Source organism: Paracoccus sp. MA, from assembly GCF_020990385.1.
Lineage (GTDB): Bacteria > Pseudomonadota > Alphaproteobacteria > Rhodobacterales > Rhodobacteraceae > Paracoccus.
In genome coordinates this window covers 581,237-603,676 of record NZ_CP087597.1, presented here as the reverse complement: position 1 = coordinate 603,676, position 22,440 = coordinate 581,237, and the positions used below count along the sequence as shown (strand labels likewise).

Annotated in this window: 26 protein-coding genes and 1 pseudogene; 19 read left to right on the top strand and 8 right to left on the bottom strand. The window is 70.0% G+C overall.

Features of this window, described 5'->3' with window-relative positions; all coding sequences use genetic code 11:
• Positions 1-4 precede the first annotated feature (4 nt).
• From sseA to panE, 3 genes are read right to left on the bottom strand one after another with little or no spacing between them, the layout of a single operon-like run.
• The gene (sseA, locus tag LOS78_RS03105) at positions 5-847 is read right to left on the bottom strand and encodes a 3-mercaptopyruvate sulfurtransferase (RefSeq protein ID WP_230376865.1); all 843 of its coding nucleotides are present in this window, start codon (positions 845-847) and stop codon (positions 5-7) included.
• Between the two features lie 32 nt (positions 848-879).
• On the bottom strand, positions 880-2,070 hold the full coding sequence (locus LOS78_RS03100) for a mandelate racemase/muconate lactonizing enzyme family protein (RefSeq protein WP_230376864.1): 1,191 nt from the start codon (positions 2,068-2,070) through the stop codon (positions 880-882).
• A gap of 39 nt (positions 2,071-2,109) precedes the next feature.
• Complete coding sequence (gene panE / locus LOS78_RS03095) at positions 2,110-3,024, bottom strand: 2-dehydropantoate 2-reductase (RefSeq protein WP_230376862.1); 915 nt, start codon at positions 3,022-3,024, stop codon at positions 2,110-2,112.
• Positions 3,025-3,361: 337 nt separating this feature from the next.
• Here panE and purU point away from each other — a divergent pair, with 337 nt between their 5' ends.
• The 10 genes and pseudogenes from purU to LOS78_RS03045 all read left to right on the top strand — a co-directional run bounded on the left by purU (position 3,362) and on the right by LOS78_RS03045 (position 12,226).
• Positions 3,362-4,216, top strand: coding sequence for a formyltetrahydrofolate deformylase (purU, locus tag LOS78_RS03090; RefSeq protein WP_230376860.1), 855 nt, complete (start codon positions 3,362-3,364; stop codon positions 4,214-4,216).
• A gap of 14 nt (positions 4,217-4,230) precedes the next feature.
• A pseudogene (locus LOS78_RS22070) lies at positions 4,231-4,452 on the top strand (hypothetical protein); the annotation flags it as partial.
• The gene (locus tag LOS78_RS03080; protein ID WP_230376858.1) at positions 4,449-5,357 is read left to right on the top strand and encodes a fumarylacetoacetate hydrolase family protein; all 909 of its coding nucleotides are present in this window, start codon (positions 4,449-4,451) and stop codon (positions 5,355-5,357) included. The pseudogene LOS78_RS22070 and the gene LOS78_RS03080, both read left to right, overlap by 4 nt.
• 83 nt (positions 5,358-5,440) lie before the next feature.
• Positions 5,441-7,021, top strand: coding sequence for an ABC transporter substrate-binding protein (locus LOS78_RS03075; RefSeq protein ID WP_230376856.1), 1,581 nt, complete (start codon positions 5,441-5,443; stop codon positions 7,019-7,021).
• Positions 7,006-8,037, top strand: a complete 1,032-nt coding sequence (locus tag LOS78_RS03070; protein ID WP_230376855.1) for an ABC transporter permease — start codon at positions 7,006-7,008, stop codon at positions 8,035-8,037. The genes LOS78_RS03075 and LOS78_RS03070 overlap by 16 nt, the downstream gene beginning before the upstream one ends.
• Positions 8,034-8,885: an ABC transporter permease gene (locus LOS78_RS03065; protein ID WP_230376853.1), complete on the top strand. Its 852-nt coding sequence runs from the start codon at positions 8,034-8,036 to the stop codon at positions 8,883-8,885. Before LOS78_RS03070 ends, LOS78_RS03065 begins: the two co-directional genes overlap by 4 nt.
• Positions 8,882-9,574 (top strand): ATP-binding cassette domain-containing protein, encoded by a 693-nt coding sequence (locus LOS78_RS03060; protein WP_230376851.1) that lies wholly within the window; start codon positions 8,882-8,884, stop codon positions 9,572-9,574. Before LOS78_RS03065 ends, LOS78_RS03060 begins: the two co-directional genes overlap by 4 nt.
• The gene (locus LOS78_RS03055; RefSeq protein ID WP_230376849.1) at positions 9,567-10,181 is read left to right on the top strand and encodes an ABC transporter ATP-binding protein; all 615 of its coding nucleotides are present in this window, start codon (positions 9,567-9,569) and stop codon (positions 10,179-10,181) included. The genes LOS78_RS03060 and LOS78_RS03055 overlap by 8 nt, the downstream gene beginning before the upstream one ends.
• Before the next feature lie 370 nt (positions 10,182-10,551).
• On the top strand, positions 10,552-11,136 hold the full coding sequence (locus tag LOS78_RS03050; protein WP_230376848.1) for a cysteine hydrolase family protein: 585 nt from the start codon (positions 10,552-10,554) through the stop codon (positions 11,134-11,136).
• Positions 11,137-11,470: 334 nt separating this feature from the next.
• The gene (locus tag LOS78_RS03045) at positions 11,471-12,226 is read left to right on the top strand and encodes a hypothetical protein (protein WP_230376847.1); all 756 of its coding nucleotides are present in this window, start codon (positions 11,471-11,473) and stop codon (positions 12,224-12,226) included.
• A gap of 1 nt (position 12,227) precedes the next feature.
• Here LOS78_RS03045 and LOS78_RS03040 read toward each other — a convergent pair whose 3' ends face one another.
• Positions 12,228-12,611, bottom strand: coding sequence for a hypothetical protein (locus LOS78_RS03040; RefSeq protein WP_230376846.1), 384 nt, complete (start codon positions 12,609-12,611; stop codon positions 12,228-12,230).
• A gap of 54 nt (positions 12,612-12,665) precedes the next feature.
• On the bottom strand, positions 12,666-14,063 hold the full coding sequence (locus LOS78_RS03035; RefSeq protein ID WP_230376845.1) for a hypothetical protein: 1,398 nt from the start codon (positions 14,061-14,063) through the stop codon (positions 12,666-12,668).
• 359 nt (positions 14,064-14,422) lie between these two features.
• On the opposite strand from LOS78_RS03035, the gene LOS78_RS03030 reads away from it, so the two are divergent.
• Together LOS78_RS03030 and LOS78_RS03025 are read left to right on the top strand one after the other, a co-directional pair.
• Positions 14,423-14,665, top strand: a complete 243-nt coding sequence (locus LOS78_RS03030) for a hypothetical protein (protein ID WP_230376844.1) — start codon at positions 14,423-14,425, stop codon at positions 14,663-14,665.
• A gap of 99 nt (positions 14,666-14,764) precedes the next feature.
• Positions 14,765-15,238 carry a sigma-70 family RNA polymerase sigma factor gene (locus LOS78_RS03025; protein ID WP_028712651.1) on the top strand — a complete coding sequence of 158 codons (474 nt, stop codon included), beginning with the start codon at positions 14,765-14,767 and terminating at the stop codon, positions 15,236-15,238.
• Between the two features lie 898 nt (positions 15,239-16,136).
• Here the strand turns inward: LOS78_RS03025 and LOS78_RS03020 are convergent.
• A complete protein-coding gene (locus LOS78_RS03020; protein WP_028712650.1) occupies positions 16,137-16,634 on the bottom strand; it encodes a ferritin-like domain-containing protein in 498 nt (165 codons plus the stop codon).
• A gap of 159 nt (positions 16,635-16,793) precedes the next feature.
• Between LOS78_RS03020 and LOS78_RS03015 the strand changes: the two genes are divergently transcribed.
• From LOS78_RS03015 to LOS78_RS03005, 3 genes are read left to right on the top strand one after another with little or no spacing between them, the layout of a single operon-like run.
• Positions 16,794-17,480, top strand: a complete 687-nt coding sequence (locus LOS78_RS03015; protein WP_230376843.1) for a hypothetical protein — start codon at positions 16,794-16,796, stop codon at positions 17,478-17,480.
• Positions 17,477-18,334: a glucose 1-dehydrogenase gene (locus LOS78_RS03010; protein ID WP_230376842.1), complete on the top strand. Its 858-nt coding sequence runs from the start codon at positions 17,477-17,479 to the stop codon at positions 18,332-18,334. Before LOS78_RS03015 ends, LOS78_RS03010 begins: the two co-directional genes overlap by 4 nt.
• Before the next feature lie 29 nt (positions 18,335-18,363).
• Positions 18,364-18,588 carry a hypothetical protein gene (locus LOS78_RS03005; protein ID WP_028712647.1) on the top strand — a complete coding sequence of 75 codons (225 nt, stop codon included), beginning with the start codon at positions 18,364-18,366 and terminating at the stop codon, positions 18,586-18,588.
• Between the two features lie 289 nt (positions 18,589-18,877).
• Here LOS78_RS03005 and LOS78_RS03000 read toward each other — a convergent pair whose 3' ends face one another.
• Both LOS78_RS03000 and LOS78_RS02995 read right to left on the bottom strand, forming a co-directional pair.
• Positions 18,878-19,084: a hypothetical protein gene (locus LOS78_RS03000; protein WP_036697140.1), complete on the bottom strand. Its 207-nt coding sequence runs from the start codon at positions 19,082-19,084 to the stop codon at positions 18,878-18,880.
• Positions 19,085-19,153: 69 nt separating this feature from the next.
• Complete coding sequence (locus LOS78_RS02995) at positions 19,154-19,450, bottom strand: PRC-barrel domain-containing protein (RefSeq protein WP_028712646.1); 297 nt, start codon at positions 19,448-19,450, stop codon at positions 19,154-19,156.
• Between the two features lie 149 nt (positions 19,451-19,599).
• On the opposite strand from LOS78_RS02995, the gene LOS78_RS02990 reads away from it, so the two are divergent.
• From LOS78_RS02990 to LOS78_RS02975, 4 genes are all read left to right on the top strand, one after another.
• Positions 19,600-20,478: a photosystem reaction center protein H gene (locus tag LOS78_RS02990; protein ID WP_230376840.1), complete on the top strand. Its 879-nt coding sequence runs from the start codon at positions 19,600-19,602 to the stop codon at positions 20,476-20,478.
• A gap of 66 nt (positions 20,479-20,544) precedes the next feature.
• Positions 20,545-21,054 (top strand): hypothetical protein, encoded by a 510-nt coding sequence (locus tag LOS78_RS02985; RefSeq protein WP_230376838.1) that lies wholly within the window; start codon positions 20,545-20,547, stop codon positions 21,052-21,054.
• Positions 21,055-21,063: 9 nt separating this feature from the next.
• Positions 21,064-21,507, top strand: a complete 444-nt coding sequence (locus LOS78_RS02980; protein WP_028712644.1) for a DUF421 domain-containing protein — start codon at positions 21,064-21,066, stop codon at positions 21,505-21,507.
• 84 nt (positions 21,508-21,591) lie between these two features.
• Positions 21,592-22,422, top strand: a complete 831-nt coding sequence (locus LOS78_RS02975) for a Ku protein (protein WP_036697138.1) — start codon at positions 21,592-21,594, stop codon at positions 22,420-22,422.
• Positions 22,423-22,440: the final 18 nt, after the last annotated feature.

Genomic DNA, 22,440 nt, shown 5'->3' with positions numbered 1-22,440 from the left:
TCCCTCATTTCCCGGTCGCGACCGGCGTATCGCCCGGCATGCCCCATTCGGCCCAGGAGCCATCATAGACCGCCACATCGTCCTTGCCCGCCAGATGCAGGCCGAAGGCCAGCGCGCAGGCCGTCACGCCCGAGCCGCAGGAGGCGATGACGGGCCGCTCCATGTCCAGCCCGGCCTGCCGGAAGACCTGCGCGATCTCTGACGGCGATTTCATCCTTCCGGTCTCCGGATCGGTCATGCGGTCGAAGGGCACATTCAGGCTGCCCGGCACATGGCCCGAGCGCAGGCCGGGGCGGGCCTCCTTCTCCTCGGCGGCGAAGCGCGCGGCGGAACGCGCATCGACCAGATCGCGGGCCTTGCTGTCGATATTGGCCAGCACATCGGCCTTCGAGGCGACGGCGGCTGGGTTGAGCTGTGCCCGATAGCTGGCGGCGGGCCGCGCCGCCACCTCGGTTGTCACCGGCCGCCCCTCGGCCATCCAGGCCTTCAGCCCGCCGTCAAGGATCGCGAGTTTGCGATGGCCGAAGCTGCGAAACATCCACCAGGCGCGCCCCGCCGACATCAGGCCGGGGGTGTCGTAGATCACCACCATCGTATCGTTGGAAATCCCCAAGGCGCCCACGGTGCGGGCGAATTCAGCCTCGGAAGGCATCATATGGGGCAGCGGGTTGCCGGCATCGGCCACCGTGTCCACGTCGAAGAACTGCGCGGTGGGGATGTGGCGCTCGGCGAATTCCTCGGGCGCGGTCGGCGTCGCGCCGGGCAGCTTGAAGGACGCGTCCAGCAGCACAACCTGCGGATCGTCCAGGTGATCGGCAAGCCAGGCGGTGGTGACGAGCGAAGTCATGAGGGTTCCTTTCCTGTCGGATCGGCGGTGCCTTACAGCGCCACATCCTGCCGGATCATCTGGCGTTCGGCGGCGGCGGTGAAATCCATGCCGAAGCCGGGGGCGGTCGGCACCTCGAAGCGGCCATTCACGGGTTGCAGGTCCTGCTCGAACAGGTCGCGGTTGGTGTGCTTCAGGGCGAAGGTGTGATGCTCGTGGATCTCGAAGTTCGGGATTGCCGCTTCCAGTTGCAGCCCGATGGCCGTGGCCAGGGGCGAGCCGCAGATATGCGCCTGCACCCCCACGTCGTAGGCATGGGCCAGATGCGCGATCTTGAACGCTTCCGAGATTCCGCCGACCAGTCCGACATCGGGCTGGATCATGTCCACGGCCCCGCCTTCCAGGTAGGGCATGAAGCCCCAGCGGGTATAAAGCTTTTCGCCCGTCGCGATCGGGATGTCCGAGCGCCGCGCGACCTTCATATGGGCGTGGGTGCTGTTGTAATGCGTGGGTTCCTCGATGAAGAGGATGCCCAGATCCTTCGCCAGTTCCGAAACCTGCAACGCCCCGGCCGAGGAGCTGAAGGAATGCAGCTCGATGATGATGTCGCAATCCGGGCCGACGCCTTCGCGGATGGCCTCCAGCCGGGCGCGGAACAGCCTGCGCTCCTCGGGCGTGAACAGCCCGCGGACATTGGGGTTCCGGACGCCGGTCGGATCGACCATGATCGGATCGACCTTGACGCAGTCATAGCCCTCGGCACGCGCGGCCTGCGCAACCTCGCGATATTCACCGGGCTGGCCGCGCGGCACCACCGCCACATCGTCCCAGCCGAATTGCAGCTGGCTGGCATAGCAGCGCAGCGGCTTGGGCGTCGCCGCCCCCAGCAGGCGATGGACCGGCTTGCCAAGCGCCCGGCCCTTGATGTCCCACAGCGCGGCGTCCAGCGCGCTCATCGCGCCGAAGATCACCGGCCCGCCGCCCTCGCCCCAGAACGAGCGGCGCAGCATGGTTTCCCAGACGGTCTCAGTGTCGAAAGGATCGCGGCCCAGCACGAAACGCTCGGCCAGGGTCAGGATCATGGGCGCCGCGGCGGGGGCGCCGGTGCCGAAGGGCATGCCGACCTCGCCCAGCCCGGTGATGCCCTCGTCGGTATGGACGCGGGCGAAGACATGGCGCCAGGACGGGATGCCCACCTGCCCGGATTGCTCGATCTCGATGGCTTCGACCTTGACGACCTTCATGCGTCTCTCCTTGGTTTTCGGGCGGGCGGCGGTCTGTTCTCAGCGGCTCGCATCGTAGACGCGCAGCGACACGGCGGCGGCGCGCAGCAGCGGCACCTCGACCCCCTTGGCCTCGGCCTTTTCGACCATGTCGCCCAGGATCTGCTCGGCCTCGACCGGGCCGCCGGATTTCATGTCGCGATACATCGAGGCGGTCAGCTTCGAGTCCGGGTTGGTCAGCGACGATACGACCCGCGCCGCTTCCTGCTCAGTCGGGGCATGGCCATAAGCGCCGGCGACAGCCAGCGCCTCGTTGCAAAGCGCCGTGGCCGAGCGCACACCGCCGGGGACCGAGGCGACCTGCCCGACCGCGCCGCCAAGCAGGCAGGTGATCCCGCCGAGCGCGGCGAGGTTGACCCATTTGTCCCACATGATCTGCATGATCCGGTCCGAGGATTCCGCCGAGAAGCCCGCCCCCTGCATGATGGTGTCAAGTGCCCGCATGCGGTCGCTGATCGTGCCGTCGCGCTCGCCATAGACGAGGCTCTGGACCTCAGCCATCTGCACGATCTGGCCCTTGTCGTTGAGTTCCGCCACCACGCGGCAGGCCCCGCCCAGCACCGGCTTTTCGCCGAAGCTCTCCACAAGCCGCTCGATATGGCGCATGCCGTTCAGGGCGGGCAGGATCATCGTGCCGGGGCCGACCGCGGGGGCGAAATCCTCCATCGCGCCGTCCAGCGTATAGGCCTTCACGCTGAGCAGGATCAGGTCATAGGGTCCGTCGATCTGCGCGGCCTCGACAAGCTGCGGCCGGATCGTCAGGTCGCCATGCGGGCTGACCACCTGCATGCCCTCGCGCCGCAACTGTTCCGCCCGACGCGCGCGGACCAGGAAGGTCACGTCGCGCCCCGCAGCCGCCAGCCGCGCCCCGAAATATCCGCCGACGGCCCCTGCGCCAACGACCAGTATCCTCATCCCGCTTTCCTCCGCGCTTGGTCCGATCGGGCGGCCATCGCAGCCCTTTTTGCGTCTTGCAGTCAGGCCAAGGTTCTGCGCCCGCCCCTCCATTCCAACAACCGCAATAATAATGCGCCCCGTTGAATTTTTTTGAGAAGCCTTGCCCGGGCCCTACCCATATACCTTGCGAAACCTTGCGGGAGGGGCATGAGACTGCGGCATTTATTGCGCGCCTTGTCCAGGAGTTTCCATCGGCTGGAGGACGCCAAATCCAAGATAAAACCCATCGGGAGGCACTCCGATATGAATAGGGGCGCTTTTCAAATATCCGCCCGATCAAAAAGGACCGGCTTTGATGTCTGAAAAAGAATATATCCTGACCTTGTCCTGCGATGACCAGCCGGGCATCGTCGCCACCGTCACGGGACGGCTGGCCGATTTCGGCGGCAATATCCTGGAAAGCGCGCAGTTCGGCGACCGCACCACGGGCCGCTTCTTTCTGCGCATCCGCTTTGCCTGTCCCGGCGACAAGACCAAGGACGCGATCCGGCACGCCCTGACCCCCGCGGTCTCGCGCTTCGGGCTGCAGCTGAACCTCTACGAGGCCGACCGGCTGCCCAGGATCATCGTCATGGTCTCGCGCTTCGACCATTGTTTCGAACATCTGCTGTACCAGATCCGGGTCGGCTGGCTGAAAGCCGAGATCGTCGCGGTCGTCTCGAACCACGAAGACGCGCGCGCCTCGGCCGAGGCGGCGGGCCTGCCCTATCACCACTGGCCGGTCACCAAGGAAAACAAGGCCGAGCAGGAAAAGCGCCTGCAGGACTTGGCCGACAGCACCGGCGCCGACCTCATCGTCCTGGCGCGCTATATGCAAGTGCTTTCGAACAGTTTCTCCAAGGCGCAGTTCGGGCGGATCATCAATATCCACCATTCCTTCCTGCCCAGTTTCAAGGGCGCCAACCCCTATCACCAAGCCTATGATCGCGGCGTCAAAAGCATCGGCGCGACCGCCCATTACGTCACGGCCGATCTGGACGAGGGCCCGATCATCGAGCAGCAGACCGAGCGCGTCAGCCACACATTGTCCGCCGACGATCTGGTGGCCGTGGGCCGCGATATCGAGACGCGCGTGCTGGCCAAGGCCGTCAAGCTGCATCTGGAACGGCGCGTCTTCCTGAACGGCCATCGCACCGTGGTCTTCGAATGAGCGCGCGCGTCATCGACGGCAAGGCTTGCGCCGCGCGGCTGACGGGAAACATCGCCGAGGCCGCCGGGGCTCTTGCCGGCCGCACCGGCACCGCACCGGGTCCGGGCGGCGTGGGTCCGATGACCATCGCCTGCCTGCTGCTCAACACGCTGCGCGCGGCGCATCGCCAGCTGAACCTGCCCGATCCCGCCCTTGGGACAGGCACCGCCCCCCTTGCAACGGAGACCATGCCATGAAGATCCTTCAATTCAAAAGCGGCAAGACCCTGCGGCTGGGCATCTGCGAGGGCGAGCAGGTCGTCGTTCTGGCCGCCGCCCTTGCGGCGCTGCGTCCCGATGCGACGGCCGAGCAGATGGCGGCGGTCGCCTCGACCTTCGATCTGCTGAATGCCGAGGGCGGGCTGGACCTGGCCGCCGATCTGGTCAGCGAGGCGCTGGCCAGGCCCGATGCCGCCCATGTCCTGCCACTGGCCTCGCTGGAACTGGGCGCGCCGATCACCCGTCCCGAAAAGATCATCGGCGTCGGCTCGAACTATTACGACCATCTGGAAGAGATGGGCCATGACGTGCCGCAAATCATCACGAATTTCCCGATGTATGGCAACGCGCTGGTCGGCACCTCGGACCCGATCATCATCCCGCGCAACAGCGAGATGATCGGCTGGGAGGCCGAGCTGGTGCTGGTCATCGGCCGAAAGGCGCGCTTCGTGGAAAGGGAAGACGCGATGGACTACCTGCTGGGCTATTCCTGCGGCAACGAGGTGGTCGTCGTCGATCACATGCGCGCCGACCGCCAGCTCTTGCGCGGCAAGACGCAGGACAGCCATGCGCCGATGGGACCGTGGATCGTCACCAAGGACGAGGTGGGCGACCCTTCGGACCTGAACATCCGGCTAAGCGTGAACGGCGAAGAAAAGCAGAACGGCTCGACCGCGGGGATGGTCTTCGACATTCCGACGATCATCTCGTTCTTCAGCCAGTATTTCACGCTGCGGCCCGGCGACGTGATCTTTACCGGCACCCCCGCCGGCGGCAGCATCGGGATGAAGCCGCCGCAATGGCTGAAACCCGGCGACCATGTCGAGGTCGAGATCGAGCGCGTCGGCCGCCTGGTGAACGACTGCGTGGCCGAGAAGGTCTGACCTCCCATTGCTGGCCGGCTCCCTTGCCGGGACCGGCCAGAGCCGCAGAGAGATTGCCTATCCAGCCCGGAGAGCCCCAGCCCATGCCCCAAAGACAGTCCAACCCATTTTCGCATATCGTGGCCTTGGGGGTTTTCGCGGCGCTGGCGATCGCACCGGCGGCAGGCTTCTCCGCCCCGAAGACCAGCCTTGTCCTGGCCATCGGCGGCGAGCCGGAAACCGGCTTCGATCCCCTGCTGGGCTGGGGCGCCTATGGTCATCCGCTGTTCCAGTCCACGCTGCTGCGGCGCGATGCGGACCTGGCCATCCAGCCCGACCTGGCGACGGAATGGCACCTGTCCGAGGACCGGCTGACATGGACGGTGACGATCCGCGACGACGCCCGCTTCTCGGACGGCACGCCGCTGACGGCGCGCGACGTGGCCTTCACCTTCGAGCAGGGCAAGACCTCGGCCGGCGGGCTGGACCTGTCGGTGCTGGACAGCGCAAGCGCCACCGACGACCGCACCGTGGTCTTTCGGCTGAAGAAGCCGTGGATCACCTTCGTCGAGAACTTCCTGACGCTGGGCATCCTGCCTGCCGCCTCTTACGGCCCCGATTACGGCCGCCATCCCATCGGCTCGGGGCCTTACCGCTTCGTGTCCTGGCGCGAGGGCGAGCAGCTGATCGTCGAAAGGAATCCCGAATATTACGGCAAGCAGCCGGCATTCGACCGCCTGACCTTCCTGTTCACCGGCGAGGCCGCCGGCCTGGCGGCGGCGCAGGCGGGCGCGGTCGATATAGTTTCGGTTCCTGCCCCGCTTGCCGGCAACCCGCCCCAGAAATTCCGCGCCGTCCCCGTGCCGACCGTGGACAATCGCGGGCTGAGCCTGCCGTTTCTTCCCCCGCAGGATGAGCTCTCGCCCGCAGGGGGCAAGCTCGGCAATGCCGTGACCTCTGACAAGGCGATCCGGCAGGCCATCAATATCGGCCTCGACCGTGAGGCCATCGTCGAGGTCGCCCTGCACGGCCACGGCACCCCGGCATGGGGCCCGGCGGACGGGCTGCCCTGGCAGGGTCGGGACGACAGCCTGTCCTTTGATCTGGCGGGCGCCAAACGGCTGCTGGACGATGCGGGCTGGGTGGAAGGCAAGGACGGCATCCGCGTGAAGGGCGGCATCCGCGCCGCCTTTCCGATCCACTATCCCGCCTCGGATTCCACCCGGCAGATGCTGGCGGAAACCACCGCCGAGCTGCTGCGCCCGCTGGGGATCGAGGCCACGCCCAAGGGCGGCTCGTGGAGCAGCATCGAAAAGGTGATGCATGCCGAGCCGGTCGTCTTCGGCTTCGGCAGCCATTCACCCTATCAGCTGTTTGCGCTTTATGACGGTGCGCTGGCGGGGGTCGAATACCTGAACCCGACCTATTACGCCAATCCCAGGGTAGACGCGCTTTTCGCGGAAGCGCAGGCCGCGCCGTCGCTGGAGCAATCCTATCCGCTCTGGTCCGCCGCGGCCGCCGAATACGGCGTCAGGGGCGATGCGGCATGGGCGTGGCTGGTCAATCTGGACCATGTCTATTTCGTCGGCGAATGCCTCGACCTGGGCCGGACCCAGGTCGAGCCGCATGGCCATGGCTGGCCGATCACCGCATCATTGGCGGAATGGACATGGACCTGCCCATGATGCTGGCGGGCCGCGGTCTGGGCAGGATCATCGCCCTGCGCCTGATGCGGCTGGGGCTGCTGTTGCTGGCTGCGGCGGCGGCGGCTTTCGCGCTGATGAAGCTCTCGCCCGTCGACCCGGTCGATGCCTATCTGGGCCCCGCCATCGCGCGTCTGGGCCCCGAGCAGAAGGCGCTGATCGCCGCCGCATGGGGGCTGGACCAGCCCGTCCTTGCCCAGTTCACCCGCTGGCTGACCCGCATCCTGTCGGGCGATGCGGGCTGGAGCACCGCCTATGGCGCCCCGGTCCGCACCGTGCTGGCCGAGCGTATCCTGCCTTCGCTGCTGCTGACCCTGCCCGCCTGGCTGCTGTCGGGCGTGCTGGGCTTCGGCCTGGGCATCACGGCGGGGATCCGCGAAGGATCGCTGCCCGACCGGATCATCCGCATCTATGCCTATGTGACGGCCTCGGCCCCGACCTTCTGGGTGGCGCTGCTGGCGCTGACCCTGTTCTCGGTCAATCTGGGCTGGACGCCGCTTTGCTGTTCGGGCCCGATCGGCGCGCTGCCGCAAGAGGTGACATGGGTCCAGAGGTTGCATCACCTGATCCTGCCGCTTGCGGTCCTGTCGCTCTTGGGGATCGCGCAGATCGCGCTGCATACCCGCGCCAAGGTGGCCGAGCTGATGAAAGCCGATCACGTCCTTTTCGCGCTGGCCCAGGGCGCGCGGCCGGGCGACATCGCCCGGCGCAGCATCGCGCGCAATGCCGCCCTGCCGGCGCTGACCATCTTCTTCGCCTCCATCGGTGAAATCCTCGGCGGTGCGGTTCTGGCCGAGCAGGTCTTCGCCTATCCCGGCCTTGGCCGCGCCACGGTCGAGGCGGCGATGAAGGGCGATGTGCCGCTGCTGCTGGCCATTACCCTGCTGGCAACGCTGGTGGTCTCGACCGGCAACATGCTGGCCGATATCCTCTACCGCATCGTGGATCCGCGCATGCGCGGCCCGGCCCCCGTCCTGCGGGAGGCAAGCGAGGGATGAGCAGCATCGAGACCGCCCCGCGCCCCCGGCGCCGGCCCGCCGCCCTGCCCGTCCATCTGCTGCGCCCGGCGCTTGGATTGCTGCTGCTGGCGGCGCTGGGGATCGCGGCGGCGCTGATCGGCGACAGCGCGATGCGCACCGATTTCCAGGCGCGCTTCCAGCCGCCCGCCCTGGCCCATCCCTTCGGCACCGACCAGCTGGGGCGCGACATGCTGGCCCGGACCCTTGCCGGGCTTGGGGTCAGCATGCAGGTGGGATTCGCCGCAGCCACCATTTCCACCATCGTGGCCATCCTGCTGGCGCTGGCCGCGGGACTGCATCGCGCCACCGACGCGGCGGTGTCCTTCGTGATCGACCTGTTCCTGGGCCTGCCGCATCTGGTCCTGCTGGTGCTTTTGTCCTTCGTCTTCGGGGGCGGCACGCAGGCGGTCATCCTGGCGGTGGCGCTGACGCACTGGCCGCGCCTCAGCCGGGTCCTGCGCGCCGAGCTGATGCAGGTGCAGGCGTCGGACTACGTCCGCAGCTCTTACGCACTTGGCCGCTCGCGCGGCTTCGTCCTGCTGCGCCATGTCCTGCCGCATCTGCTGCCGCAGGCGGTCGTCGGCTTCATCCTGCTGTTCCCCCACGCGATCCTGCACGAGGCCGGGCTGACCTTCCTCGGCTTCGGGCTGGAGCCCTCGCGCCCCGCCATCGGCATCCTGCTGGCCGATGCCATGAAGACGCTGGCGGCGGGGCGATGGTGGCTGGCGCTGTTCCCCGGCCTCTGCCTGCTGGGGCTGGTCCTGGCCTTCGATGGCGTCGGCAATGCCGTGCGCCGGGCGCTGGACCCAAGGAGCGCGGCTCCATGACCCACCTGCTGGAAATCCGCAATCTGTCGCTGCGCTTTCCCTGCGGCGGCATGCCGCTGGAGGACGTCACGCTGACCGCCCGCCCTGGCGAAATGATGGCCATCGTCGGCGCCTCGGGCGCAGGCAAAAGCCTGCTGGCACGCGCCGTCCTGCACCTGCTGCCCGCCAATGCGCGGATGGGCGGCAATATCCGGCTGAACGGCATCCCCCTCTCCCCCGCCACGGCGGCGGGGATGCGCGGCAGGGTGCTGGCGCTGGTGCCACAATCGGTGACCTTCCTCGACCCGCTGGCGACGGTGGGACAGCAGATCCGCTGGGCCGCCAGGCGGGCCGGGCTGCCGCGCGGCTTCCCGGTCGACCAGGCCCTGGCCCGCGTCGGCCTGCCGCCCGAGGTGGCCAGGCTCTATCCCGGCGCAATCTCGGCCGGCATGGCGCGGCGCGTGCTGCGGCGACTGCGCGCGCTGGCCGATGCCGGGCGCACGGTCGTCGTCATCACCCATGATCTGGTCACCGCCCTGCCCTATGCCGACCGTGTCGCGGTCATGCGCGACGGCCGCATCCTGGCCGAGGAGCGCGCCGCAGCCTTTTCCGGCGACGGCAGCGCCCTGCTGTCGGACTGGAGCCGCAGGCTGTGGAACGCGCTGCCGCAGAACGCTTTCGACACAGCCGGCAGGTCCACCCATGCTTGAAGCCCGCGGCCTCTGCTATCGCCACGATCCCCGCCTGCCCCTGATCGAGGATATCTCGCTGAAGATCGCGTCGGGCGAGATCCTGGGTTTGTCCGGCCCGTCCGGCTGCGGAAAATCGACGCTTGCCCGTCTGCTTGCCGGCTACCTGCGGCCGCTGGCGGGACAGGTTTTGCTGGACGGCGCGCCGGCAGCCCGGGGCGGGCCTTCGCCGGTCCAGTATCTGCCGCAGAGCCCGATCCAGACCATGAACCCGCGCTGGCGCATCGGGCGCATCATCGCCGAAGGCGCGCCCCCCGCTCCCGCGCTTGCCGCAAAGCTGGGGGTGGAGCCCGGCTGGACGACCCGCTTCCCGCATGAGCTGTCCGGCGGACAGCTCATGCGGGTCGCCTTGCTCCGGGCAGTGGCGATCAGTCCGCGCTTCCTGATCGCGGATGAAATCAGCGCGCCGCTGGACGCGGTCGCGCAAGCCGAGCTATGGCATGTCCTGCTGGGTCTGGCCCGGGAAACGGGTATTGGCATCCTGGCGATCAGCCATGACGAAGCACTGCTGTCGCGCATCGCCACGCGCCGGATCGGCTTTGCGGACCGGATGGCCGCAATCAGCTGAAGGCCGCCGCGTAAATCTGCAATAGCACCATTTTCCCCTGAACAGCGAGGAAACAGATGCCCTCATTCCCGCCCTGGCATCTGGAACCGGCCACCGGGCGCGAATGACCTGGCCATCCGGAATGATCCGGCCCGCAGCGGACGGGGGATAGGATCTGCGGCCCATCGACGGAATCCGGTTGCCGATCGCCGCACCGGCTTCCAGCCGCCCCCGCCTGCAGGCAGGGCCGGGAAACCACCCTGCGCCAGCGCAACGCCGGCGGCTGCCTCGCGGAACGGGCGCGGCGGAACAATTTCCCTGCGCATCCGTTTCTGCCCGGAAGAGGCGGCCAGCGGAATCGGCAATGGGACAGGCACTCAGATTCGGCCCGATGGGTCCCGAGACCCTGCATCTTTGCATCGATATGCAGCGGCTCTTCGCCCCCGGCTCGCCCTGGGCGGTGCCCTGGATCGAAAGGATCCTGCCCGTGGTCGCCACGCTGGTGACGGCGCGGCCCGAGCGCACGCTCTTCACGCGCTTCATCCCGCCCGCGCGGCTCGACGCGGCACCCGGCAGCTGGGCGCGCTATTACGCGCAATGGCCCGAGATGCTGCGCGAGCGGCTGGACGGCGAATGGCTGGAGCTGCTGCCGGAACTGGCCCGGCATGCGCCGCCTGCGCGGGTGATCGACAAGCCGGTCTATTCGCCTTGGCACGACGGCGGGCTGCACCGCCTGCTGCGCGGGGCCGGGATCACCACGCTGGTGGTCACCGGCGGCGAGACCGATGTCTGCGTGCTCGCCACCGTGCTGGGCGCCGTCGATCTGGGCTACCGGGTGATCCTTGTCGGCGATGCGGTCTGCTCCTCGACCGACCGGGGCCATGACGCGGCGATGACGCTGTACCGCCGGCGCTTCTCGCAGCAGGTCGAGACCGCGCTGCTGGCCGAGGTGCTCGAGGCCTGGTCGGCGGGCTGAGGCCGGGAACAAGCCCGCGCCCGGCAGGTTTCCGTTCCGGGCCCCGGAGGCGGGGCCGCCCGGCAGGCCCGCAGGAGGATTCGATGTCCGCAGCACGCATCAAGACCCGGAAGCAGAAGCGCCTTCCCATCCCGATCATCGCGGCGGCGGGTTTCCTCCGGTGCTGCGACGACGGAGCGGCTGGTGCGCCGCAACCGATGCGCAGGGGCGGCGCCGGCAGGGACGCCGCCCACCGCCCGGATCGCCCCCGACCGGGGCGGGCCGCCCAAGCGGAACGCCCCGGCAACGAACCCGGAGCGCCGCATGCCCCCCTGGCCGGCCATAGGGGCTGACGATGCCCGGCCGGAAGCTCCCCTCATGCATTCCCCCGGCCGGGATCGGGCATTTCTACCGCAATGCCGACCTGCACGGGCTGTGCCTGGCGCTGTGGGAAGAGGGCGGGCCCGGCAGCGATTCGGTGGCGGAATACCTGCGCGACGCCGGCGCCTCGGTCGAGGTGCTGGTGAATGACGCGCCCCCGTCCGTCTCGCCGGCCCTGCCGCCGATGATGGCGCGGCACCGCCTCTCTGCCTTCTGGACCGCGGAGGAGCAGGCTGAGATCCCCGTAGCCGGCGCCGGGGCGATGGCCGTGACGCTCGAACGCCCGGACCTGATGCAGGTCGACGCGGCGGTGCTGAATCTGCGCGAGCCCGCGGCGCTGGCGCACAGCCTGCAGGCGGCAGGCATCCCCTTCGTCATGTTCACCGCAGGGCCCGAGCTGCATCCGGGCCTCTATCCGCATGGCAGCTGCGTGCCGCGCCGGGACGGTCCCGAGGCGCTGGCCTCGGCCGTCCTGCTGCACAGCGCGCTTTACCATGCCGGCCTGTGCTGCACGCCCGAGATGACGGTGACGGAGATGATGCCGCGGCTGCGCGCCATGGCCCGCTTCCTGGTGCAGGATGCGGCGCTGGCCGACGACCTGGTGGCCGATGCGCTGGAACAGGCCCTGGCCCTTCTTCCGCATCTCTGCTCCGAGCGCGACATCGGCGCGCTCCTCGTGCTTCTTCTTGAGCGGATTTGGGTTCGGCAGAAACTCTCCCGTCCGACGTGATTCAGTTTTGGCTGTTTGCGCGGATGAGGATGGCTGTGATGATGATCAGCAGCAGGATGGCGAGGACGGCGAGCCTCTGCGGCAGGGGGCGCGGGCCGGGGTTGCGGCGGGCGCGGGCGCCCTGGGCCAGCTCGGCGCGGCGCGCCAGGCGCAGCTGCTCGCGGCTGACCGGGGTGCCCGCCGCCTCGTCGTCGGTGCCCAGCGGCGCCGCCGCCGGGTCGGGAAAGCCCAGCTTGTCGCCGGTCCGGCCGGCGTCGATCTCGGCGCGCAGCCGCAAGGGATTGGCGCCGCGGCTCTCCTCCGGCCGCTTTCCTGCTTCCGTCTCCGGCCCGGGCGCGCGCGCCTTCTCCATCGCCTTCTCCGTCGCCTTCTCCGGCCTGCTCATCGATCCGGTCCCACGGGGCGGAAAGGGGGCCTTGCGGCCCCCTCTCGCCCGGGTTCAGCGGCGCCCGCGCGAGGCATGGCGCCGGTCGTCGTCATCGTCGCGGCGATGGTCCCAGCCGCGGCGTGCCGCCTCGGCATGGCCCTCGGGATCGCCGAACCAGCCGCCCTGGCCGCCCTGGCCCTGGCCGCGCCCATAATCGTCGTCGCGCCCGCGCGAGGCATAGCGCCGGTCGTCGTCATAGCGCCGCGAGGAGGCGTAGCGGCGGTCGTCGTCGTCGCTCACGAAGCGGCCGCGGCTGTCGCGCTCGCGGTCGTCGTCCCGGCGCGACGCGCCCTGCCCGGCGCCCCGGCCGCGCGAGCCGTAGCGGTCGTCGTCATCGTCGCGGCGGTGGTCCCAGCCGCGGCGTGCCGCCTCGGCATGGCCCTCGGGGTCGCCGAACCAGCCGCCCTGGCCGCGGTCGCGCCCATAATCGTCGTCGCGCCCGCGCGAAGCATAGCGACGGTCGTCGTCGTAGCGCCGCGAGGAGGCGTAGCGGCGGTCGTCGTCGTAGCGCCGCGAGGAGGCATAGCGGCGGTCGTCGTCGTCGCTCGCGAAGCGGCCGCGGCTGTCGCGCTCGCGGTCGTCGTCCCGGCCCGACGCGCCCCGCCCGGAGCCCCGCCCGCGCGAGCCATGGCGGTCGTCGTCGTCGCTGACGAAGCGGCCGCGCTCGTCGCGCTCGGGCATGTTCGAATTCCTCGGCATGATATCCTCCTGATTTGCCGTAAGGTGCCGCGGTTGCGGCGTCGCCGCGCCGTCCTGCCCGGACAGCGCCGTCATGCAGGCGCGGATGCGCCTGCCCAGGGCCGCGGGCTCCACCCCCGCGGCCCTGGCCTTGGCAAGAAGGCCGCTGCGCGGCTTCTCCTCGCGTTCGACGATCCCGCCGATCATCCGGGCCGCGACGCGCAGCCCGGCCAGCGCCAGCGGCCCGTCCAGGTCCCGCCCGGCCCGGCCGAGCAGGAACGACACCAGATCCGCCTCGACGGCGTTCTCGGTCAGCAGCGGGAATTCCTGCAGCCCCGCCTCGGCGGCGGCGTCGTAGAGCAGCCGATGCGCCCCGGCATGCCGCGCCCAGGCCTCGGCCAGGCGCGGCAGCACGGCTTCGGCCTTTTCGGCATCGGCCACCCCGGCGCATTCGCCCAGAAGCGCGCGCAGGGCCTTGTGATGGCCGCGCAGCGCGGCGAAGCCGTCGCCCCGGCCATCCGCCTGATCCTGATCCTGATCCTGATCTTGCTCCTGATCTTGATCTTGCTCCTGATCCGGCTGCTCCTGATCCGCCTGGTCCTGGCCGGATTGCGCGCCCGATTGCGGCCCCGATTGCGGCCCCGATTGCGTCCGGGCCCGATCCTCCGGCCCGCCCTCCTGCCCGCCCTCCTGCCGGCGCCTGCTGCCGGAGGTCTCCGTCTCACGCGCCATGTGATGCCTCCATCTGATGCCCCTCCATGCTGTGGGGCCGATGAACCGGCAGGGGGCGCAAATGTTCCCGCCCCGGCCCAGGCCGCCGCGGCGACGGCAGGGGCCGGAAGGCAGGGAAAGGAACGGGGGCCGCCGGGGCCACCCCCCCTCCGCAAGCCGCCGCAAGCCGCCGCAAGTCCTTGGAACGCAAGGCCCCCGGAACGCCAGGCCCCCGGCGGCGCCCCGCCCGCATCGCCCGAATGTGAGCGGGAGGGCGCGTCCCGTTCTGCAACACTGCCGGAATATGCAGGTTGCAGAGGGTCGCCAAGCGGCGACGATCGATTAAGATATGTCAACTCGCCTGGAAGATGGAGACCCCGATGGCCAACGCTGAAGGCGGCCCCGCCGTCGATCCCGAGCCGGACCCCGAACTGGACAGGGCCCTGGCCGACCTGCTGGCGCAGACCGAGAAGGAGCCGGTCTCGCCGCGGCTGCGCGAACTGGCCAGGCGGCTCGAGACGGCGCTCGAGGACGCCCGCCACCGCCGCGCCGGCCCCGGCAAGGCCGCCGGCAATGGCCCCGGCGATGGCGGCGGTCCCGGCAAGGGCGGCGGCGCCCGCTAGCCCCGGCCGCTTTCCGCCCGGCCGCGCTTTCGCGCGGAACCATCCCCCCGTCCCGGCATTGACTCGGCGTCGCCACCTCGAGGATCGCGAAGGACCGTCATGTCGGACGACATACTCGGACATATCCCAGCCCTCCGGGCCTATTCGCGCGCCCTGTGCAGGTCGGTCCCCGATGCCGAGGACCTGGTCCAGGAGACCCTGCTGCGCGCCATCGAGAACGCCCATCGCTACCGGCCCGGCACCAACATGCGCGCCTGGCTGTTCACCATCATGCGCAACCGCTTCCTGACCAATTGCCAGAAGGCCGCGCGCGAGCGCACCGGGGCGGCGGATTGCGCCTCGCTGCTGGCGCAGGTCAGGCCCGGGCAGGAATGGCACCTGCAGGCGACCGAGCTGCAGGCGGCGCTGCGCGAGATGCCGCGGCATTACCGCGAGGCGATCATCCTGGTCGGGGCGCTCGGCGAGACCTATCTCGACGCCGCCCGCATCCTCGACTGCGACATCGGCACCATCAAGAGCCGGGTGAACCGGGCGCGTTCGATGCTGCGACGGGTGCTGGAGCCGGCGCTCTGACCCGACCCCCGGGCCGACCCGGGCCCCGGGCGCCTGGGCCGGGGCATGGTCATGGCCAGGGCCGGGCGGCTCGCCGGAAGGACGGGCGGGGAACCGGCGCGGGAACATATGCGGGGAAGACGGGCCGGGAACATTTGGAGCCTGGAACATTTGCCCGGCCGGGCGGTTTCCCGCCTTCCCGGAGGCAGCCGGCACGCCCTGCGGAAGTTCCCCTCGCGCGCCGCCGGTCCGCGGCCCGGGGGCAGGCGCGCCGCGCCGGGCGGTTCCGCCGGCCGCGCGCGCGCCCCTCGGGGCCGCGGCGGGCGCCGGCCCTGCCGGGGTCGGGGCGCGGCCGCCACGCCGCCGCCCGGCCGCATCCGGAGGACCCGGAGCGGCGGGCCGGCAGGCCGGCGGCGGCCGCGTCCCGATTGAGGCGGCCAGAACGAGGCGGCCAGAATGAGGTGGAGCGTTCGAGAGGGCCGATCGAGGCGCGGCCGAGCAGGGCGAGGCGAATGATGCCGGCCGACGGGTCCGGCCGTGCGTTCGGCCCTGTGCGTTCGGCCTCGTGCGTTCGGCCTTGTGGCCCCGCCTTGCCGGAGGGCCGCCGGCGTGCCCCGCCCTCCTGCGTTTGCGGCCTTCCGCATCCCCCGCCGGCTTTGCCTCCGCGCCGGTGCCGCCGCCGTCCTGCCCGGGCTTGCCGGCCCAAGGGGGCGTCGCGCCGCGGCCGAGCCTGGAGGCCCTCAGGTCCCGCTTCAGGACCGGGCCCGGGCTACTCCCCTCCGGTCCTGGCCGCCCTCCTGCCCGGGACGTTCCCCGGAGGGGGACGCCTCATGCCGCGGCCATCCTGCGCACCCCGCCTGCGGCGGGCATGCGTTTCCCGGCACCGATGCCTGCCTCGCCGCCCCGCCGGAGGCCCGCCTCAGGCCGGCTCGACCGCGTCGCGGTTGGCCTCGCTCTCGGCGATCTCGGTCAGCAGCTCGTCGGTCTGCGATTCCTCCTCCAGCGTCTGCTCCAGAAGCGCCGCCGCCTCCTTCAGCCCCAGCTGCCGCGCCCATTGCCGCAGCGTGCCGTAGCGGGCGATCTCGTAATGCTCCACCGCCTGGGCGGCGGCGATCAGCCCGGCATCCAGCGCCGGGGCGCCCTTGAAGGCCGCCAGGACCTCCTCGCCCTCCTCGATGATGCCGTCGATGGCCGGGCAGGTCTTGCCCCGCGCCGGCTTGCCCAGAAGCTCGAACACCTGCTGCAGCCGCTCCACATGCGTCTCGCTCTGCTCGCGGTGCTGCTCGAAGGCCTCGCGCAGCCGCTCGGACTGCGCCCCGCGCGCCATCTTCGGCAGCGCCTTCACGATCTGCCGCTCGGCATAATAGATGTCCTTCAGCGTGTCGTGGAAAAGATCGTCGAGGACCTTGTCGGGCATCGGATGTCTCCTTCCTGAAAAAAAACAGCCCCGGAACCCGGAGCCGCGACGCAATCAACAAAACCAAGGCAAAGATGTTCCACGGAACAATCAGAAGAGAAAAAGGTTCAGAAAGCCCGAAGCAGAAAAGCAGGAGCCGAAATGCAAGGCACCCGACCAATGCGGCGGTTCGACATCGGCTGGCCCCTTGCCGCGACGATGGCGGCAATCGCCTCGGCCGCGATGCTGGGCGCGCTTGCCGCCGCGCGCGGCCTGCCGCCATGGATCGCCATCAACGCAACCAGCCATGTGCTGCACGGCCCCGCCGCCGCGACCGAGCCGGCGCTGGATCTGGCCCATACCGGCCTGGGCGCCGTCATCCATGTCGCCTCGTGCTTCTTCTGGGCGGCGGTTGCGGTGCTGCTGGCCCGGCGCGCGCGAGGCGGCGGCATGGGGCTGGCCTGGCTGGCCGGCCTAGGGACCGCCGCCCTGGCCGGGCTGGTGGATTACGGCCTGATGCCGGCGCGCCTGCGCCCGGGATGGGAGCTGGTGCTGCCGCCCGCGGGCGTCGGGCTGGGCCTGCTCGCGCTGGGGGTCGGCCTGTCGCTGGGCCTGATCGCGGCCGAGGCGATCGGCAGCCGCGCGCCGGAACCCCAGGGCCGGCGGGCCCGTTCCCCCCGCGGCCCCGGAGCCGCGCCGCCGCCCCTTTCGGCCGTCGAGCGGCTGCGCCGGCCGGCGCCGCATGTGCTCGACCAGCGCCAGCAACGCATGGACCCGGCCGGCGCGGTCACCGAGGACCCGAACCGCCAAGGCGACGGCAACAAGCAGCCCGGCGCCCCCAACCCCGACGAAAGGCCCGACCGATGAGCGATTATCCCAAGCCACCCTTTCCCGAGCAGCAGCAGGACCTGCCCGGCAGCTTCCGGAAGATGGACCCGCGCCCGGACCATGGCGAGGAGAGCTGGAAGGGCGCCGGCCGGCTGGAGGGCAAGGTGGCGCTGATCACCGGCGGAGACAGCGGCATCGGCCGCGCCGTCGCCATCGCCTATGCCCGCGAGGGCGCCGATCTTGCGCTGTCCTGGCTCAACGAGACAGAGGATGCCGCCAGCACCGCCGAACTGGTGCGCGAGGCCGGGCGCAACTGCCTGTCCATCCCCGGCGACATCGCCGATCCCGACCATTGCCGCAAGATCGTCGCCGAGGTGGTCGAACGCTTCGGCCGCATCGACATCCTGGTCAACAATGCCGCGCATCAGGCGCTGTTCGACAGCATCGAGGAGATCCCGGACGAGGAATGGCGCCACACCTTCGCGGTCAATATCGACGCGATCTTCCACCTGACCAAGGCGGCGGTGCCGCATATGCCCGAGGGCGCGGCGATCATCAACACCGCCTCGATCAATGCCGACAAGCCCAATCCCAAGCTCTTGGCCTATGCCACCACCAAGGGCGCGATCCAGAATTTCACCACCGGGCTGGCGCAGATGCTGGCCGGGCGCGGCATAAGGGTGAACGCGGTGGCGCCGGGGCCGGTCTGGACGCCGCTGATCCCGGCCAGCATGTCGCCCGAAGAGGTGGCGAAGTTCGGCGCCAACTATCCGATGCAGCGCCCGGCCCAGCCGGTCGAGCTGGCCTCGGCCTATGTGATGCTGGCCGAACCGATGTCGAGCTATGTCTCGGGCGCCACCATCCCCGTCACCGGCGGCATGCCGATGATCTGAGGCCCAGAACCCGAAGAAGGAGTGCAGTCATGAGCAACCGTCCGCTGGTCTTCGTCTGCGGCCTCGCCGCCGGCTTCGCGCTGAAGGGGCTGTGCGATGCGCTGGCGCGCCCGGCCCCGCGGGGCGCGGCGGGGCGGCGGGACATCCGCCCCGCCGGCCGCCGCCGGATGGAAAATCCGCCGCGCGACTGGGACATCGTCGACGAGCAGAGCGACGAATCCTTTCCCGCCAGCGATCCGCCCGGGAATTACTGAAGGGGCGGCGCCGCGCAAGATGGGGCGCAAGGTCGGCAGCGCGGCGTCGGGCGGCCTAGGACCCGCAGCAGATCCGAACGGCGCTCTGCCGGCGCGGCCGGTGCCGGGGGCTGTCTGCCCCCGGACCCCCGAGGATATTTTGACAAGAAAGAACATGACCCTGGCCGGCGCGCGGCCGGCAATGGCGCGGGCTTGCGCAGGCGGGCGCCCTACGCATGGATGACCCCGGCCCGGCCGATGCCGGGTCGGGGCCATGTTTCCGGTCAGGGCCGGGCAAGCCCGGCGGGTCCTATTCCCCCCTGTTCGTGACGGGGTCGTTCTGGCGGGCCTTGCGGTCGCCCGCCTCGCGGTTCTGGCCGCCGGCATTGGGCTCGTCCGAGCCCGGCATCTGCCGCGGGTTCAGCACAGGATCGGCATTGCCCATCTTCAGGTCCTGGGCCCGCTTGCGCACGTTGAACTTGGTGTTTTCCTCTTGCGGATCGAATGTCTTGCCCATGGCAGGATCCTCCTGGTTTGCGGCGGCCGGCCCCTTGACGGGCCGGCGCGGGGATGCGTCAGCGAGGCGTCACTCGCGATGCTCCGGCATCTCCTTCAGCTCGTCCTTGGTCCAGCGCGTGACGGCATGCACGCTGTTGCTGGCGTCGCGCATGAAATCCAGGTCGCGGGCGGGCACGGCCACCGGCTTCGACCCGATTCCCAGGAAACCGCCGACATCGATCACCACCAGCGTGTCGCCGCCGGTGCCGTGGACATGCGAGACATGGCCGATCCGCTCGTCGCCCGGGCCGTAGACGGTGGCCCCGGTCAGCGCGGCCTCGGTCAACTCGTCCTCGCGCAGGCGAATATGGGTGCTGTGGTCCATTCCGATCCCTCCTCTGCATTCTCGGGTTGGGTGGTTCCAACAGGGCCGCTGCCGATCTGTTCCATAACGCTGCCGTGAGGAGGGCGGCTGGAACATTTTCCGCCGCAACCGGTTCACGGCCCGTCAACCCGCATCCGGAGGAGGAAAAGATGAGACATCTGTTCGTCACCACCGCCCTTGCCGCCGCGCTGAGCGTCGCGGCGGCCCACGCCCAGGACACCCCGACGCCAGAGGCCCCGGCGCCAGAGGCCGACAGCCCGCAGGCCGACACCCAACCGGTGCCGATGGGACAGGAGAGCGCCCCCGCCCTGGAGCCCGCACCGATCATCACCCCGCCCGACGGCTATGTCGAAGGCGACGTGGTGCTGACGACCGAGAACCTGGAGGGCGCCACCGTCTACGACGCCAGCGGCGAGGAGATCGGCGAGGTGCATGGGCTGGTCTTTGCCAACGGCACCACCTCGCTGCAAGGCGGCGATGCCGGCGCCGCCACCGCCCCCGACGCCACATCCGAGACCGCCCCCGCGGCCACGACCGAGGCGCCGGCCGAAGCCCCGGCGGATACGACCACCGGCGCGGCCACCGATACGACGACCGACACGACCGCCGGCGCGGCGGACAGCCCGGCCGATTCCGCCAGTCCCGACGGCGCGGCGCCGATGACCGAGTCGGATTCCAGCAATGTCGCCACCGGCACCGATACCGGCGACACCGACCGGATGGAGAACATCGGCTCGGATGCCGGCACCATCACGCCCACCGACGCCACCACGCCCCCGGCGCAGGCCCCGACCGATGCCCAGGCGGATGCCCAGGCCGAAGGCATGGGCGCGGCCGAGATCAGCCATGCCATCATCGATGTCGGCGGCTTCCTGGGCATGGGAGAGCATCGCGTCGCGGTGCCGGTCGGCGATCTGGTGGTCTATCGCAAGGATACCGACCTGCGCATCTATCTGCCCTGGACGCGCGAGCAGCTCGAGGCGCTGCCGGAATTCGACGAGGACGGCCCTGTCCCCGCCACCCAGTAACGGCGAAAGCGCGATGCGTCGTCCGCGGCCCTGGCCGGGGACGACCTGTCCGGGGAGGATCGCCCGATGGCCAAGGAACCGGCCGCCCCGCCCCTGCGCGCGGACGGCCTGCAGATCGAGGAGGACCGCGCCTTCCAGCGCCGGTTCTGGCGGGCGCAGCGCCTCGCCTGGCTGGCCTTCGCCGCGGCCTGCCTTGTGGCGCTGCTGGGCCTGACCGGCAGCGGCGGCGCCTTCCAGAAATCCGTCATGCGCTTCGACGGCGCGCGGGTCGAGTTCCCCCGCATCAGCCGCTGGGAAGGGCCCGACGAGTTGAAGGTCCGTTTCGAGCGCCCCGCCCCCTCGCACGGCCTGCGCATCGGGCGGGACTTCCTCGACCGTTTCTCGGTCGAGCGCATCCAGCCCGAGCCGGAGCGGAGCACGCTGTCCGGCGCCGCGCAGAGCTTCGTCTTTGCGGCCGAGGGGGAGGACCCGCGGACCGTGACGCTGGACATTCGGGCGAAGCATTTCGGCTGGACGCGCCTCGAGGTCGGGATCGGCGCGGAAACCCGGACCGCCCGCATCCTGATCCTGCCGTGAGGGCCGCCGATGGACTCCGTGATCCGAGGCATTGCGATCTATCTGGTCCTGCTGGCCATGACCCGGCTGTCCGGGCGCCGCACGCTGGCGCAGACCACGCCCTTCGATTTCGTCCTGCTTCTCATCATCGCCGAGACGACGCAGCAGGCGCTGCTGGGCGACGACTTCTCGATCGTGAATGCGGTGGTGCTGATGATCACGCTGGTGACCGTCGACGTGATCCTGTCCTTTGCCAAGATGCGCTCGGCGCGGCTGGCGCTCTGGCTGGACGGAACGCCCACGGTGCTGATGAGCCGGGGCGAGATCGACCGCGAGGCGCTGACGCGCGCGCGCGTCAGCCCGGCCGATATCCTGGAAGCCGCGCGCGTGCAGCACGGCCTCGCCACGCTGCGGGAGATCGACGCCGCGGTGCTGGAAATCAGCGGGGCGATCAGCATCATCCCGCGAAAGTAGCCCCGGCATGATCCGCGGCGCCGGAACCCCCGTTTCACCCGGGGCGTTGGTCATCGTTGCGGATTTCCACGAAGGACGCGCGCCATGGCCCCCAGGGCGATCTGGAAAGGACTGCTGAAGATCGCCGAGCTGAGCTGCCCGGTGGCGTTGCATGCCGCCGCCTCGACCTCGGAGCGCATCGCCTTTCACACGCTGAACCGCGCCACCGGCCACCGGGTGCGGCGGCAGTTCGTGGACGGCACCACCGGAAAGCCGGTCGAGAAGGACGATCAGGTCAAGGGCTACGAGGTCGGCGAGGGCGATTACGTCGTCCTGGATCCCGAGGAGATCGCCGCCGCCGTCCCGGAAAGCGACAAGACGCTGGCCGTGGCCAGCTTCGTCGCCTGCGGCGACATCGACGACGTCTATTTCGACCGGCCCTATTACCTGACCCCGGCCGACCGGCCCGCCGAGGAGGCCTTCGCCCTGATCCGCGAAGGCATGCGCCGCAAGAAGGTGGCGGCGCTGGCGCGGGCGGTGCTGTTCCGGCGCGTGCGCACGGTGCTGATCCGCGCCCATGGCCCCGGCATGATCGCGACGACGCTGAATTTCGACTATGAGGTGCGCTCGGCCGCAGAAGCCTTCCGCGATGTCTCGGCCGTGAAGATCAAGGGCGAGATGCTGGACCTGGCCGAGCATATCATCGCCACCAAGATGGGCGAATTCGACATCGCCGGTTTCGAGGACCGCTACGAGGCGGCGCTGGCCGATCTGGTCCGGGCCAAGCTGGAGGGGCGCCGGATCGCGCCCAGGAAACCGGCGCCGCGCGAAAAGGTCGTGGACCTGATGGCGGCGCTGCGCGAAAGCGCCGGGCGGGGCGCGAAAAAGCCGGCGGCGCGGAAGAAGCCCGCCGCGCGCCAGCGCAAAAGCGGCTAAGCCGGGCCTCCGCGAGGC

Coding starts and splice junctions, on each gene's coding strand:
- LOS78_RS02995 (WP_028712646.1), bottom strand. CDS start 19,450: ATGGACCACAGCACCCATATTCGCCTGCGCGAGGACGAGTTGACCGAG.
- LOS78_RS03040 (WP_230376846.1), bottom strand. CDS start 12,611: ATGAGCAGGCCGGAGAAGGCGACGGAGAAGGCGATGGAGAAGGCGCGC.
- LOS78_RS03070 (WP_230376855.1), top strand. CDS start 7,006: ATGGACCTGCCCATGATGCTGGCGGGCCGCGGTCTGGGCAGGATCATC.
- LOS78_RS03045 (WP_230376847.1), top strand. CDS start 11,471: ATGCCCGGCCGGAAGCTCCCCTCATGCATTCCCCCGGCCGGGATCGGG.
- LOS78_RS03060 (WP_230376851.1), top strand. CDS start 8,882: ATGACCCACCTGCTGGAAATCCGCAATCTGTCGCTGCGCTTTCCCTGC.
- LOS78_RS03015 (WP_230376843.1), top strand. CDS start 16,794: ATGCGGCGGTTCGACATCGGCTGGCCCCTTGCCGCGACGATGGCGGCA.
- LOS78_RS03075 (WP_230376856.1), top strand. CDS start 5,441: ATGCCCCAAAGACAGTCCAACCCATTTTCGCATATCGTGGCCTTGGGG.
- LOS78_RS03065 (WP_230376853.1), top strand. CDS start 8,034: ATGAGCAGCATCGAGACCGCCCCGCGCCCCCGGCGCCGGCCCGCCGCC.
- purU (WP_230376860.1), top strand. CDS start 3,362: ATGTCTGAAAAAGAATATATCCTGACCTTGTCCTGCGATGACCAGCCG.
- LOS78_RS03020 (WP_028712650.1), bottom strand. CDS start 16,634: ATGCCCGACAAGGTCCTCGACGATCTTTTCCACGACACGCTGAAGGAC.
- LOS78_RS03005 (WP_028712647.1), top strand. CDS start 18,364: ATGAGCAACCGTCCGCTGGTCTTCGTCTGCGGCCTCGCCGCCGGCTTC.
- LOS78_RS03030 (WP_230376844.1), top strand. CDS start 14,423: ATGGCCAACGCTGAAGGCGGCCCCGCCGTCGATCCCGAGCCGGACCCC.
- LOS78_RS03025 (WP_028712651.1), top strand. CDS start 14,765: ATGTCGGACGACATACTCGGACATATCCCAGCCCTCCGGGCCTATTCG.
- LOS78_RS03010 (WP_230376842.1), top strand. CDS start 17,477: ATGAGCGATTATCCCAAGCCACCCTTTCCCGAGCAGCAGCAGGACCTG.
- panE (WP_230376862.1), bottom strand. CDS start 3,024: ATGAGGATACTGGTCGTTGGCGCAGGGGCCGTCGGCGGATATTTCGGG.
- LOS78_RS02975 (WP_036697138.1), top strand. CDS start 21,592: ATGGCCCCCAGGGCGATCTGGAAAGGACTGCTGAAGATCGCCGAGCTG.
- LOS78_RS02990 (WP_230376840.1), top strand. CDS start 19,600: ATGAGACATCTGTTCGTCACCACCGCCCTTGCCGCCGCGCTGAGCGTC.
- LOS78_RS02980 (WP_028712644.1), top strand. CDS start 21,064: ATGGACTCCGTGATCCGAGGCATTGCGATCTATCTGGTCCTGCTGGCC.
- LOS78_RS03050 (WP_230376848.1), top strand. CDS start 10,552: ATGGGTCCCGAGACCCTGCATCTTTGCATCGATATGCAGCGGCTCTTC.
- LOS78_RS03035 (WP_230376845.1), bottom strand. CDS start 14,063: ATGGCGCGTGAGACGGAGACCTCCGGCAGCAGGCGCCGGCAGGAGGGC.
- LOS78_RS03080 (WP_230376858.1), top strand. CDS start 4,449: ATGAAGATCCTTCAATTCAAAAGCGGCAAGACCCTGCGGCTGGGCATC.
- LOS78_RS03100 (WP_230376864.1), bottom strand. CDS start 2,070: ATGAAGGTCGTCAAGGTCGAAGCCATCGAGATCGAGCAATCCGGGCAG.
- LOS78_RS03055 (WP_230376849.1), top strand. CDS start 9,567: ATGCTTGAAGCCCGCGGCCTCTGCTATCGCCACGATCCCCGCCTGCCC.
- LOS78_RS03000 (WP_036697140.1), bottom strand. CDS start 19,084: ATGGGCAAGACATTCGATCCGCAAGAGGAAAACACCAAGTTCAACGTG.
- LOS78_RS02985 (WP_230376838.1), top strand. CDS start 20,545: ATGGCCAAGGAACCGGCCGCCCCGCCCCTGCGCGCGGACGGCCTGCAG.
- sseA (WP_230376865.1), bottom strand. CDS start 847: ATGACTTCGCTCGTCACCACCGCCTGGCTTGCCGATCACCTGGACGAT.